This is a genomic window from Gillisella vitis (assembly GCF_001541345.2).
GTDB classification, from domain to species: domain Bacteria; phylum Pseudomonadota; class Alphaproteobacteria; order Rhizobiales; family Rhizobiaceae; genus Allorhizobium; species Allorhizobium vitis.
In genome coordinates this window covers 57,361-71,296 of sequence record NZ_LMVL02000003.1, presented here as the reverse complement: position 1 = coordinate 71,296, position 13,936 = coordinate 57,361, and the positions used below count along the sequence as shown (strand labels likewise).

Here is a 13,936-nt window from a genome sequence, read left to right as displayed (position 1 = left end):
GAGCGACGCGCGGGGACCGAAAGGTCTGGCCGCGCGTCTGCTATTTGACCATGATCAACTTTGTTCTGCGCCGACTGATGAGCGCGATACCGACGATCTTTATCGTCGTGACCATTTCATTTTTCCTGATGCGCTTTGCGCCGGGTGGACCGTTCAGCCTTGAACGGCCATTGCCGCCGCAAACCATGGAAAATATCATCGCGACATTCCACCTCAACGATCCCTTGTGGAAGCAATATCTGCATTATCTCGCCAATGCCTTCCAAGGGGATTTTGGTCCGAGCTTCGTCTACAAGGACAATACCGTTGCCCAGTTGATTTCGCAGGCGCTTCCCTATTCTATCAAGCTTGGCGGCACCGCGCTGATTATCGCGCTGATTTTAGGCGTCATTCTGGGAACAATCGCCGCGCTTCGCCAAAACGGCTGGATCGATTTTACGGTCATGTCCTTTGCGACGATTGGCATTACCGTGCCGAATTTCGTGGTCGGGCCAGTGTTGACGCTGATTTTCGCCCTCATGCTGTCATGGCTTCCCGCCGGTGGCTGGGGTGATGGCTCGCTCTATTATCTGGCGCTGCCGATTACCGTACTGGCCCTGCCACAAGTCGCCATTATCGCCCGCCTTACCCGCGGCTCGATGATCGAAGCCTTGCATACCGACCATATCCGCACGGCCCGCGCCTACGGCCTGCCATCGCGCACGGTCATCATAACCCATGCCATGCGCGGCGCGCTGCTGCCGGTTATTTCCTATCTCGCGCCGGCAGCCGCGGCTCTTTTAACCGGCTCAGCCGTGGTCGAGAGCATTTTCACCATCCCGGGCGTCGGACGTTTCTTTGTCATCGGCGCCCTGAACCGGGACTATCCGCTGGTGATGGCAACCGTTCTGCTGGTTTCGATCTTCGTGATCGTCTTCAATCTGCTTGTTGACATCGCCTACGGCCTGCTCGATCCGAGGGTCCGCCATGACTGATACTACCATCACCTCCCCTTCGATTGAAGGCCGCAGCCTGGGCCAGTTGGCACTCCTGCGGTTCCGCCGCAACAAAGCAGCCATGGGCGGCTGTGTGATCCTGTTGCTCATTGCCCTGTTCTCTTTTGCCGGGCCTTTGTTCAGCAGCCACAGCTATGACCAGGTGTTTTCCTCCTATGTTTCGGTGCCTCCGAGCCTAAAACCCTTTCCCGACCCTGCTTCTCTTCAACAGGTAGCGGAAAGTGCTGCGACACGGGCGCGGCTGAAACTGGACAGTTTTACGGTGGAAAGCGGCACGTTTACTGCCAAAATCTCCTCTGACAAGCCCGTCGATCCACGGACAATCCGCTATTTCGACCGGGTCAACGAATTTCATGACACCCGCGTCACTGAGACCACGCCCGACCAGCTTTCCATGACGTTAAGCGGACGTGTCAGCCAAGAATATTTCTTCTTCGGCACCGACAGCAATGGCCGCGATCTGATGGTTCGTGTCATGCTGGGCGGACAGATCTCGATTGCCGTCGGTATTGCCGCCAGCCTCGTTTCCCTCGGTATCGGGGTGATCTATGGGGCAACCTCCGGCTATCTTGGCGGACGAGTTGACAATGTGATGATGCGCATCGTCGAAATCCTTTACTCGCTGCCCTTCGTGTTTCTCGTCGTGGTGATGGTGGTGTTTTTCGGCCGCTCCATCCTGCTGATGTTCCTGGTGATCGGCGCCGTACAATGGCTGGAAATGGCCCGGATCGTCCGCGGTCAGACCCTGTCGTTGAAACGGCGTGAATTCGTCGGCGCGGCAGAGGCTCTGGGCTTGACGGATTGGCAGATCATTCGCCGCCATATCATTCCCAACACCATTGGCCCGGTTATCGTCTTCGTCACCGTGGTGGTGCCGCAGGTGATCCTCACCGAAAGCTTCCTTTCCTTCCTCGGCCTTGGTGTACAGGCCCCATTGGCCAGCTGGGGAACCTTGATTTCGGATGGCGCGCAAAACATTCAAAACACGCCATGGCTGCTGATATTCCCGGCCACTTTCTTCGTCGTCACCCTGTTTTCGCTCAATTTCGTAGGCGACGGGCTGCGCGATGCGCTTGATCCCAAGGACCGATAAGCATGGACAAGACCGAAAACCAGACGGTACTGACCGTCAAGGACCTGAAGGTCACCTTCACCACGCCCGATGGCGAGGTGAATGCCGTCAAAGGCATCTCCTTCGATGTCAAGAAAGGCGAGACGCTGGCCATCGTCGGTGAATCCGGCTCCGGCAAAAGCCAGACGATGATGGGCATTATGGGACTGCTGGCCTCGAATGGACAGGTCGCCGGTTCAGCCCGCTACGGCGAAACAGAGCTGGCAGGCGCCAGCATCTCGACGCTGAACGACGTGCGCGGCTCGAAGATCACCATGATCTTTCAGGAACCGATGACCTCGCTCGATCCGCTCTACACGGTCGGCAAGCAGATTTCCGAGCCGTTGATTTTTCACCGCCGCATGAGCCGGTCGAAGGCGCGCGCCCGCGTGCTGGAACTGCTGAAGCTGGTCGGCATCCCGGAACCGGAGCGGCGGATCGACAGCTATCCGCATGAATTGTCCGGTGGCCAGCGCCAGCGCGTGATGATCGCCATGGCGCTCGCCAACGAGCCGGACCTGCTGATCGCCGACGAGCCAACCACGGCGCTGGACGTAACGATCCAGGCGCAGATCCTCGATCTTCTCGCCGATCTGCAAAAACGCTTCGGCATGGCCATCGTGCTGATCACCCACGACCTCGGTGTGGTCAAGCATGTTGCCGACCGAGTGGCGGTGATGCGGCGCGGCGAAATTGTCGAACAGGGCAGCCGTGACGATATTTTTGAGCGCCCCCAGGCTGATTACACCAAGATGCTGCTGGCCGCCGAGCCCTCAGGCTCCAAAGTGGCACCGCCCTCCGATGCGCCGGTCATTCTCGAAGGCCGCAATGTCGTGGTGGATTTCAACATCAGCTCCGGCATCCTATTCAAGGGCAATCGAAAGTTCCGCGCCGTCGATCATGTCAATCTGAAGCTTCGTCAGGGCCAGACCATCGGCATCGTCGGTGAATCCGGTTCGGGCAAATCAACGTTGGGTCGGGCGCTGCTGAAGCTGCTCTCCGCCGATGGCCGGTTCAGCTTCGAAACAACGGATATTTCCGGCCTCGACCGCGCCGGGATGCGTCCCTTCCGCCGACAATTGCAGTTGGTTTTCCAAGACCCCTACGGCTCGCTCTCGCCACGCCAGACGGTTGGCGAGATCATCACCGAAGGGCTTTACGTGCACGAGCCTGATCTTAGCAAGGCGGAGCGCGACAAGCGCGCCATTGCCGCCTTGAAGGAAGTTGGCCTCGATCCGGCCTCGCGCAACCGCTATCCGCATGAATTTTCCGGCGGCCAGCGTCAGCGCATCGCCATCGCCCGCTCGATGATCCTCAAGCCGAAAGTGGTGATCCTAGATGAACCGACCTCGGCGCTGGACCGCTCCGTGCAGCGGCAAGTGATTGAGCTATTGCGCGACCTGCAACAGAAGCATGACCTGTCCTACGTGTTCATCAGCCACGATCTGTCGGTGATCAAGGCGATTTCCGACCATGTGATCGTGATGAAAAACGGCAAAATCGTTGAGGAAGGGCCGACGGACGACATTTTCGAAAGCCCGGCGGAAGATTACACCAAGGCCCTGATTGCGGCTGCGTTTACGCATTAAAGCTTTGATAAAAGTATGACAGTTTCAACGCCCGGCTCGTCCGGGGGTTTCTATGAGGTGCACTAGGCCGGAAGGGCTGGTGCCAAGACCTTCAGTTCGCCTGGATGGATTTTGATCTCCACGTCTCGGGGCATGTGCAGCAGTTCTCCATCAATCACGCAGGCGACACCGTGGCGATGTTTTGGGAAATGCAACTTGACGATTTGTGAGGTGGCCGACGTGACGGCCTGGTTTTCCGTGAGCTTGCCGCGCAGAATATCAATCGCCAACCCCACCAATCCGACCGAATCGAGTGGGGCAGCAAGATAAATGCCGAGTTGCCCGGTGGTGATATCATCGGCATAAAACAATGGATTTGTTCCAACCGGGTTGTTGCAGACCGAAACGGCGGACACTTCCTTGCTATCCTGGCGTCCATCGGCGTCGATATCGAAGACGACGTCGAAGCGAGGCGGATTGAACATCACGCTGATCGCCGCACTGGTACTGGCCCGCATTTTGCCAAAGCGCGAGGCATAGTCCATCCGGTTGCGAAGGCGGACCATGCGGGCGTGCAGACCAGCGGAGAACTGGTGGACATACGGCTGCCCATTGGCGGTGGCGATGTCAACGGATTGAACCTGCGCCGATGCCAGCACCTCCAGAACCTGCCAGATATCGAGTGGCAGTTTCAGCGAGCGTGCAAACAGGTTCATCGTTCCAGCGGGCACGACGCCGAGCGGCAGACCGGCTTTCCAAGCAATGCCGGCGGCCGCCGATATGGTCCCGTCGCCGCCACCGGCGATCAGCGCGTCATACCCCTGCTGTGCAGCGGCCTCGAGGGTTTTGACGATATCACGGCCATCAACGGCCATGGTTTCGATCTCATGACCGGCATCGCGAAAGATTTGCTCAGCGCGCGTGCAGTAGGCATCCATGTCGGTGGTGCGAAAGGTCCCACCCTCCCGATTGAAAACGGCCTTGATTTTCATTCCCGCGCTGCTCCTTTTGACCGACGCCCAGTTTCAGACTGGTGTGCCTTACGTTGAAACCGCACGACAACGCATTTTAACGGTCCGCCGCCGATTATGTTGCATGCGTGTGTTGCAAATCGGGTGTGCACCCGAAAAGATCAAGATGATCATTATCATTCTACCGCAATGCACACATGCATGTTAAAGGTAAGGTCATAACGTTTGACTATCCCGTCCGCAGGTTTGCGACCTTCGCCGTCTTGCTTCGCGCATGAACGCCACAAGGTTAGCAACTTCATGATGGGTACGCCAAATGCGTTACTTCGCGACTCAGCTGCTTCGAGCAGTCTTCCCTGCTGCCTTTTCTATTGAACAGCACCAGCCTTGCTCCGGTGCCGGGATGATTTTATGAACGATACGATCCGCTTTGCCCCCTCGCCTGTCAGGCCAAGTCCGGTCCGGACCGAAGCTGCCCTGTCGCCGCGCACCGTCCTGTTGATTGAATTTGCGCTGGCCGTTGGTGGGTTTGGCATCGGCACCGGCGAGTTCGCCATCATGGGCCTCCTGCCTGAAGTGGCGCAGACCTATTCCGTCAGCGTACCCGAGGCGGGACGCGTGATCAGCGCCTATGCATTGGGCGTGGTCGTCGGAGCGCCGATCATTGCCGCGCTGGCGGCAAAGCTGCCACGCAAGACATTGCTACTGATGCTGATGGGCCTGTTTGCTCTTGGCAATATCACCAGTGCAATGGCCCCGGGCTTTCTGAGTTTCACTGTCCTGCGTTTCATCACCGGCCTGCCGCATGGCGCCTATTTCGGCGTTGCCGCCCTGGTGGCCGCATCGATGGTCGAGCCGCACAAGCGGGCGCGCGCCGTTGGCCGCGTCATGCTGGGCCTGACCATTGCGACGCTGATCGGCACGCCATTTGCCACCTTCCTTGGCCAGATGATGAGCTGGCGGGCCGCCTTCATGCTGGTCGGGGCAATTGCCGCGCTGACGGCGGTGCTGATCGCGTTCAACCTGCGTAAGGACACGGTAGCAGAAGGTGCCAGCATTCGCCGCGAACTCGGCGCTTTCGGTCGGTTGCAAGTCTGGTTGTCGCTTGCTGTCGCCGCGGTCGGCTTTGGTGGCATGTTCTCGATCTTCAGCTATATCGCCAAGACCACCACCGACACCGCCGGGATGCCCGCATCGATGATTGCCGTCGTGCTGGCGCTGTTCGGCATCGGCATGAATGTCGGCAATGTCGTCGGCTCACGCATGGCCGATTACTCGCTGAACGGCACAATCGGCGGCATGCTGGCCTTCAACGTCGTGCTGATGACGATCTTTTCGCTGACAGCCGCCAATCCGGTTATGCTGTGCATCTGCGTCTTCCTGACCGGCTGCGGTTTCGCCGCCTGTCCCGCCGTGCAGACGAGACTGATGGATGTCGCAGCCGACGCCCAGACGCTGGCGGCGGCATCGAACCACTCGGCCTTCAATATTGCCAATGCGCTGGGCGCCTGGCTGGGTGGCATGGTGATTTCCGCCGGTTATGGCTATGGCGCAACGGGCTATGTCGGCGCAGTCCTGTCGCTCCTCGGCCTCGTGGTCTTCCTGATCTCGGTTGCGCTACAGCGCCGATCAGCGTCCTGACCGCTCCTTAAACAAGCACAGAAAGCACGTTACCGGCCCGTGCCAGCAGCGGGTCTTGAGTGTGTTTTGTATGCATGGTTAACTGAGCGTGAGTGCTGCGCCCACCGGTTTTCCCCTTCGAAAGCCACGGTGAAATTTATTGAGCAAGTCCTTGCATCACCTCAGAAATTTCTGCACGCGCCGGACAACGGGATAGCGAAATAAACATCGAGATGACGCCTATATCCAGACAGAGCCGGCAATCACCGATTTGTGTAGTACGTCGCACGCTTTCGCCCCGGTTTGAGCCACCATCCCCCTCTTGACTTTGCGCAGGCAGAGGCGCAGCTAATATCAACGGGCGGGAGCTTTCCGCACGGATTTCAACGGAGTCATCGATAAGATGCCAAGCGACAGTAGCAGTCGATTGTCCATGCCGTACGCGGTCGCCCTGCTCTGACGGTTCCGTCAGCTTGCCGGTCGGTTGCGCTACGGCGGATCGACGGAAAGGCAAGCACAATGAATATCCAACGCCTTCCTCTGCGGGCCGGTCATGCTGCCCGCCACCTTCTCAACGACAGCCTTAATGTCGTGACCGTTACGGACCGGATTGAACAGCTCAACGCGCTCGACAATTCCGAAGCCGCCGCCATGCTGGCAAGCCTGCCGCAGCCAAAGGCGCTGCGCGTCATTGCCCGCCCCGAACTGGTGCATGCTGCCGACATCATTGCGGCCCTGCCGGTCGATACCGCCGTGCGCCTGCTGAAAGCCACTGCCCACGACCGGGTCGCCGACATTTTCCAGGCGATGGACGACCGCTGCCGCATGGTGATCTTCTCGCGGCTTGATGCGGCCACGGCCCATGCCGTCGAACATCTGATGGCCTATCCGCAGCGCACCGCTGGATCGATCATGACAACGGAATTCGTCAGCGTTCCCGATGATTTCACGGTGGCCGAAACACTGGCGCATGTAAGGATGGTCGAAAATGCTAGCGAGACCGTCTATGCGATTTATGTGCTGGACCGTATCACCCGGACGCTTATTGCCGTGGTCACGCTGCGGCGGCTGATCACCGTAGAGCCAGAAGCCTCCATTCTGTCGGTCGCCCAATGTCATGGCGTTGTGCATGCAGGCCCGTTGATGACGCAGGAAGAAGTGGCTCGCCTGATCCGCCGCAACAATCTGCTGGCCCTGCCCGTCACCAACGATACAGGTCAGATGCTGGGCATTGTCACCGTCGATGACGTGATCGATACGATGATTGCCGACACGACCGAAGACGCCCAGAAATTCGGCGGCATGGAAGCACTCGGCAAGCCCTATATGCAGATCGGCTTTGCCGGGATGATCAAGAAGCGGGCCGGCTGGCTCGCTGCCCTGTTCCTCGGCGAAATGCTGACGGCCAGCGCCATGCAATATTTTGAAGGCGAGCTGGAAAAGGCCGTGGTGCTGACCCTGTTCATCCCGCTGATCATGAGCTCAGGCGGCAATTCCGGTTCACAAGCAACGTCGCTGATTATCCGGGCGCTGGCGGTGGGCGAATTGAAGCTTTCCGACTGGTGGCGGGTTGCCATCCGGGAATTGCCCACGGGCATGACGCTGGGGGCCATTCTCGGTCTGGTTGGTTTCGTTCGCATTGCGCTGTGGCAGCACATGGGTCTCTATAATTACGGCGATCACTGGCTGCTGGTCGGCTTCACCGTGTTTTCAGCCCTGATCGGCATCGTCACGTTCGGCTCGATGGCGGGCTCGATGCTTCCCTTCCTGCTGCAACGCCTGCGCCTCGACCCTGCCAGCGCCTCGGCTCCTGCCGTGGCGACGCTGGTGGATGTCAGCGGACTGGTGATTTATTTCACCGTCGCGTTGGTGATCTTGAGCGGGACGCTGTTGTAAGCAATCAAGTGTCGCCCATACCCACGATGGGCGACGCCCTTATCTTTCCGTCAGAATATAATCCCGGGTCAGCGGCAGGACGTTGTTTTTCTTGGTTATCTGGATCTGGAAGACAACGAGATCCTCGTGATAGAAGGCGGCTTCGGCGGTTGATAGATAATAGTCCCACATCCGGCAGAAGCGGTCGTCGTAGAGAGCGGCTGCGTCTGCCCATCGGGCGGTGAAGCGGTCGCGCCAATGGCGCAAGGTTTTGGCATAGTGGATGCGCAGCACCTCGACATCGGTGATCGTCAGGCCAGCCTTTTCAATTTCAGGAACAATCTCTGACAGTGCCGGAATATAGCCGCCGGGGAAGATATATTTGTCGAGCCATGGCGTGGTAAAGCCTGGCGTTGCGGAACAGCCGATCGTGTGCAGCACCATCACGCCGTCATTGGCCAGCAGCGCGCTGCATTTGCTGAAAAACGTCCTGTAAGCCGCAAGGCCGACATGCTCGAACATGCCGACCGAGACGATGCGGTCGAACGACCCTTCCAGGCTGCGATAATCCATCAGCCGGAAATCGACATTGGCCGCTTCTGTGGCAGGCTTGCGGGGCCGCTTCACCGCATAGGCTAGCTGCTCTTCGGACAAGGTGACGCCCACGACCTCTCCGCCGACAGCCCTATCGGCCAAATGCAGGGCGAGACCACCCCAGCCGCAGCCGATATCGAGCACACGGTTTCCCGGCTTGAGGCGCAGCTTGGCGGCAAGATGGTCTTTCTTGGCGCGCTGGGCGTCGTCCAGGCTCTGGGTATCATGCTCGAAATAGGCGCAGGAATACTGGCGGTCTTCATCTAGGAAGAGTTCGTAAAGCCGTGCATCCAGATCGTAATGGTGCGCGACATTCTGTTTGGATCTGGCTGGAAGATTGCGATGGCGAAAGATCCTGAACCGGGTCCTCACATCGTCGATAATCCGGGCGATCAGTGGATGGGTAGCGTTTTGCGCCTCCCGCAACACCATGGATACGAAATCGAACATGGTTCCCTGATCGACAAAGAACCGCTCATCCATATAGAACTCGCCCAGCCGCATATCAGCATCGATCAAAAAAGCCCATTGGGCAGCCGTATCGGCGAAGCGAACGGTGACAGGGTCACCCGTACGGTCACCAAATGATAGCGTCTTGCCACTAGCCGTCACAATATCAAGACACCCAATGGTGACAATGCGCGACAGCGCCGAGGCCAAGGCCCAATCCGAAATGGCGTTAAAAATGGATCTTGGTGGTTGTTTCAAGCGGTCTGCATTTCCGGGATGCACTGCCATGATCTTCAACAGCCTTTAAGGTCTGTCGGGGAAAAGTGAATGCGATTTTCCCGAAAGACAAACGAGAACAAAGGAAGCGTGAGTTTGTTTGGCTTGCAAGGGAAACCTGCGTACCTAACCAAGTAAACCATAAAAACAAATTATGCGCAAAATGTGAAAAGCTACAGACAACCGTAGAATGCGTAGCGATTTATATTACACGTCACGCAGTAAATCATGCCAAAGCATAGAAAAGAAAATCATATTTACTATTGAGAATATAATTAAAAAGACCGGGATCACTCCCGGCCTTTTGTATCAGACGCCTTCGATCCGCCGCACCCATCCATGCGGATCGTTGCTCTTGCCGCGCTGGATATTGACCAGTTGCTCGCGGATTTTCAGGGTGGTCGGACCAGTCTCGCCATTGCCGATCACAAAGCCACCGTCGGTGAATTTGACTTCGCCGATGCCGGCCACCACAGCCGCCGTGCCGCAAGCGAAGGCTTCCTTCAGCTTGCCACTTTTGGCATCCGCCTGCCACTCATCGAAGGAATACGGGCGTTCATGCACTGTCATGCCCTGGTCTTTGAGGAGAGAGATCAATGAATTGCGGGTAATCCCCGGCAGGATCGTGCCCCCCAGAGGCGGCGTCACCAGCGAACCATCGTCCATAACGAAAAACACGTTCATGCCACCCAGTTCTTCCAGCCACTTGTGCTCGGCAGCATCCAGGAAGGCCACCTGATCGCAGCCATGCTCGACCGCTTCCTGCTGGGCAATCAGGCTTGCGGCATAATTGCCGCCGCATTTGGCGGCACCGGTGCCGCCGGGCGCGGCGCGGGTGTAGTTTTCCGAAACCCAGATCTTCACCGCCTTGGCGCCGCCCTTGAAATAGGGACCAACCGGCGAAGCGATGACGCAGAAAATATAGTCACGTGCCGGGCGCACGCCCAGAAACGCTTCGCTGGCGAACATGAAAGGCCGCAGGTAGAGGCTACCCTCACCCTCCGGAATCCACTTCGCATCGGCCTTGACCAGTTTATCAATGGCTTCGAGAAACAGCTCCTCAGGAATTTCCGGCATCGCCATGCGCCGTGCAGACTCGTTAAAACGGCGGGCATTTTCGTCCGGGCGAAACAGCACGACACGACCTTCAGCCGTCCGATACGCCTTCATGCCCTCGAAAATTTCCTGGGCGTAATGCAGCACCGCGGCTGCCGGATCGATGGCAAATGGCCCGCGCGCGGTAATCTCCGCCGAATGCCAGCCCTTCACCACATTCCACTGGATCACCGCCATATGGTCGCTGAACAGCGTTCCAAAGCCCAGGCTCTGGAACGCCTCAAGGCGCTCTGCTTCCGGCATGGGGTTCGCATTCGGCTTGACGATGAATTCCGGCTTTGCGGTTGCGGCAGACATGACAGGTGATCTCCTCAAATCAGTCAATAGGTCAATATTGCTGACCTATTGACGTTTCGTATAGACGATCACCAGCTTTCGCAAGTCATTTCAAGTGCAAACCGGTACGGTTGAAAAAAATATCCAACCAACGGCCTGATCAGGATATCACGGACGCGCAGACTGCCCCACCAAACATTACATGTTTGGATAAACCGGTCCTTCGCTTCCTTGTGGCGGCACCCAGGTGATGTTCTGGTTCGGGTCCTTGATGTCGCAGGTCTTGCAGTGGACGCAGTTCTGGGCATTGATGACGAAGCTCGGCTCGCCCTCCTTCTCCACCCATTCATAAACCCCGGCGGGACAGTAGCGGCTGGACGGACCGGCATAAACGCCAAGCTCGGAGCTCTTCTGCAGGGCCATGTCCTTGACCTTCAGATGCACCGGCTGGTCTTCCTCGTGATTGGTGTTCGACAGGAACACCGAGGACAGGCGGTCGAAGGTCAATACACCATCGGGCCTGGGGTAGTCGATCTTCTTATGCTGTGCAGCCGGTTCAAGGCTCTCAGCATCGGTCTTGCCATGTTTCAGCGTGCCGAAGACAGAAAAGCCGAGGAGCTGGTTGGTCCACATATCCAGCCCGCCCAGCGCCACGCCGAGTACCGTGCCGAGTTTCGACCACAGTGGCTTGACGTTTCGCACCCGTCGCAAATCCGTGCCGATTTCGCTGCCACGCCAGCTGTTTTCAATCTCGACCGGTTCATCATTGGCGCGACCTGCGGCAATTGCCTCGGCAATCTTTTCCGCCGCCATCATCCCCGACAGCACAGCATTATGGCTACCCTTGATGCGCGGTACATTGACCATGCCCGCCGAACAGCCCAGCAGCGCCCCACCGGGGAAGGACAATTTCGGCACCGATTGATAGCCGCCTTCAGTAATCGCCCGTGCGCCATAGGAAATCCGCTTGGCGCCCTCAAAAGTGTTGCGGATGGCGGGATGGGTCTTGAAGCGCTGGAACTCCTCGAACGGATAGAGATAGGGATTCTTGTAGTTCAGATGCACGACGAAGCCGACCGCGACCAGATTGTCCTCCAGATGATAGAGGAAAGAGCCGCCACCGGTTTTCATGTCCAGTGGCCAGCCGAACGAGTGCTGCACCAGACCGGGCTTATGGTGCTCAGGCTTGACCTGCCACAGTTCCTTGATGCCAAGGCCGAACTTCTGCACATCGCTATCGCGTGACAGATCAAACTTGGCGATCAACTGCTTAGCAAGCGAGCCCCGAACCCCTTCGCCGATCAGCACATATTTGCCCAGCAATTCCATGCCGCGCGTGTAACTGGATCCGGGTTCGCCGTTCTTTTCGATCCCCATATCGCCTGTGGCAACACCAATCACCGCACCAGCCTCATTATAAAGCAGTTCGGTGGCGGCAAAGCCCGGATAGATCTCGACGCCGAGCGCCTCGGCATGGCCCGCGAGCCAGCGACAGACATTACCAAGCGAGACGATGTAATTGCCGTGATTGTTCATCAGCGGCGGCATCAGCGCGTTTGGCAGGCGTATAGAGCCTGCGGGACCGAGAAACAGGAAATGATCGGCGGTGACTTCGGTCTTGAACGGATGATCGGCTTCCTTGCGCCAATCGGGAAGAAGCTTATCGACTCCAACCGGATCGACCACGGCCCCGGAGAGGATATGGGCGCCGACTTCCGCACCCTTTTCCAGCACAACAACCGTCAGATCGGGATTGACCTGTTTAAGGCGAATGGCAGCCGAAAGACCCGCAGGCCCCGCACCGACAATCACCACGTCGAATTCCATGCTCTCGCGCTCGGGCAGCTCTTGTTCGCTCATCGTTTTTCTCCGCTCGGCTTTTTCCCCATATGGACCTCTTCCTTGTCAAATCAAACCGGGCTTGTCGAGCCAGGTTGCGACAGGGCAAGGCGTGAAATCCCTGCGAGGTGCTATGAGGCTCAAGAATATCTTCCGTTTACGTACACGTCAATTACTGTGACGTCAGGAAATGCATGATGCACTGGGCATCTGACCTTATCGCTTTCTGTGCCTTTGATTTTGCAGCCCTCCTTGTTAGGTTCGCGTGAAAATCGCATCTTCATTCACAAAAAGGAATTCACAATGGATCTCGGCATTTCCGGCAAGCGGGCGGTTGTTCTCGCCGCATCCCGCGGACTTGGGCAAGGCATCGCCAATGCACTGGCCGCCGAAGGCGCGCATGTGCTGATCTGCGGACGCACAAAAGACAAGCTTGAGGCCAATTGCGCTGCCATCGTCAAAGCTGGTGGCAAAGCGGATTATGTGGTGGCGGATCTCTCGGATACTGATTTCGTCGCCACGCTCGTTGAAGCCATCGCCGCAAAACTTGGCGGCATCGATATCCTCGTCAACAATACGGGCGGGCCGACCCCGGGCACGGTGGAAGACATGGACGATGAAAAGCTCCACACCTTCTTTCAGTCCATGGTGGTGCGGATCATTACGCTGACCAACGCTCTGGTTCCCCAGATGAAGGCGCAGGGCTTCGGGCGCATTCTCACCGTTGCTTCGTCTGGCGTTATTGAGCCGATTGCCAATCTGGCACTGTCCAATACGTTGCGCGGCGCGTTGGTCGGCTGGAACAAGACGCTGTCTTCCGAAATTGCCTCCTTCGGCATCACCACCAATCTTCTCCTGCCCGGAAGAATTCACACCGACCGGATCGACGAGCTGGACGGTGCCAATGCCAAACGCCAAGGTAAAACACTGGAAGAAGTTCGCGAGAGCTCGATCAAAACTATCCCCATAGGACGGCTTGGCAAGGTGGAAGAATTTGCCGCCGCAGGTGCTTTTCTCTGCTCCGTCCCTGCCGCATACATCACCGGCACGATGCTGCGGGTCGATGGCGGCGCCGCCAAATCTCTTTGAACACAACAGCCGAAATCGTCGTATTTAGTGACGAACCAATACTACTGTCACTAAATACGACTTTATTACAAGAATTTAAGGATAACTCACTGCGAGTTGATCGATAGTGTGCGTCGCTGTTATTTTCGCGGTGCATTAATTCAATAATGATAGGAT

General features: G+C 57.6%; 10 protein-coding genes. 6 read left to right on the top strand and 4 right to left on the bottom strand.

Annotation, left to right across the window (positions count from 1 at the left end; genetic code table 11):
* Window positions 1–50: 50 nt before the first annotated feature.
* Genes oppB through ASB66_RS10365 form a run of 3 tightly spaced genes read left to right on the top strand, consistent with a single transcriptional unit; the run spans window position 51 to window position 3,695 of the window.
* Complete coding sequence (oppB, locus tag ASB66_RS10375; RefSeq protein WP_060715931.1) at window positions 51–974, top strand: oligopeptide ABC transporter permease OppB; 924 nt, start codon at window positions 51–53, stop codon at window positions 972–974.
* Window positions 967–2,088 carry an ABC transporter permease gene (locus ASB66_RS10370; RefSeq protein ID WP_060715932.1) on the top strand — a complete coding sequence of 374 codons (1,122 nt, stop codon included), beginning with the start codon at window positions 967–969 and terminating at the stop codon, window positions 2,086–2,088. Before oppB ends, ASB66_RS10370 begins: the two co-directional genes overlap by 8 nt.
* A 2-nt stretch (window positions 2,089–2,090) precedes the next feature.
* Window positions 2,091–3,695, top strand: coding sequence for an ABC transporter ATP-binding protein (locus tag ASB66_RS10365; RefSeq protein ID WP_060715933.1), 1,605 nt, complete (start codon window positions 2,091–2,093; stop codon window positions 3,693–3,695).
* 62 nt (window positions 3,696–3,757) lie between these two features.
* Here ASB66_RS10365 and ASB66_RS10360 read toward each other — a convergent pair whose 3' ends face one another.
* Complete coding sequence (locus tag ASB66_RS10360) at window positions 3,758–4,666, bottom strand: diacylglycerol/lipid kinase family protein (protein ID WP_060715934.1); 909 nt, start codon at window positions 4,664–4,666, stop codon at window positions 3,758–3,760.
* 390 nt (window positions 4,667–5,056) lie between these two features.
* Between ASB66_RS10360 and ASB66_RS10355 the strand changes: the two genes are divergently transcribed.
* Together ASB66_RS10355 and mgtE are read left to right on the top strand one after the other, a co-directional pair.
* A complete protein-coding gene (locus ASB66_RS10355) occupies window positions 5,057–6,286 on the top strand; it encodes an MFS transporter (RefSeq protein WP_081088852.1) in 1,230 nt (409 codons plus the stop codon).
* Window positions 6,287–6,784: 498 nt separating this feature from the next.
* A complete protein-coding gene (gene mgtE / locus ASB66_RS10350; RefSeq protein WP_060715935.1) occupies window positions 6,785–8,161 on the top strand; it encodes a magnesium transporter in 1,377 nt (458 codons plus the stop codon).
* Between the two features lie 39 nt (window positions 8,162–8,200).
* Here mgtE and ASB66_RS10345 read toward each other — a convergent pair whose 3' ends face one another.
* The 3 genes from ASB66_RS10345 to ASB66_RS10335 form a co-directional block, all read right to left on the bottom strand.
* A complete protein-coding gene (locus ASB66_RS10345; RefSeq protein WP_060715936.1) occupies window positions 8,201–9,472 on the bottom strand; it encodes an SAM-dependent methyltransferase in 1,272 nt (423 codons plus the stop codon).
* A 297-nt stretch (window positions 9,473–9,769) separates the two neighbouring features.
* A complete protein-coding gene (locus tag ASB66_RS10340; protein ID WP_114386518.1) occupies window positions 9,770–10,873 on the bottom strand; it encodes a branched-chain amino acid aminotransferase in 1,104 nt (367 codons plus the stop codon).
* 177 nt (window positions 10,874–11,050) lie between these two features.
* On the bottom strand, window positions 11,051–12,712 hold the full coding sequence (locus ASB66_RS10335; RefSeq protein ID WP_060715938.1) for an electron transfer flavoprotein-ubiquinone oxidoreductase: 1,662 nt from the start codon (window positions 12,710–12,712) through the stop codon (window positions 11,051–11,053).
* Window positions 12,713–12,994: 282 nt separating this feature from the next.
* On the opposite strand from ASB66_RS10335, the gene ASB66_RS10330 reads away from it, so the two are divergent.
* On the top strand, window positions 12,995–13,780 hold the full coding sequence (locus ASB66_RS10330; protein WP_060715939.1) for an SDR family oxidoreductase: 786 nt from the start codon (window positions 12,995–12,997) through the stop codon (window positions 13,778–13,780).
* The last annotated feature ends 156 nt before the right edge of the window (window positions 13,781–13,936 follow it).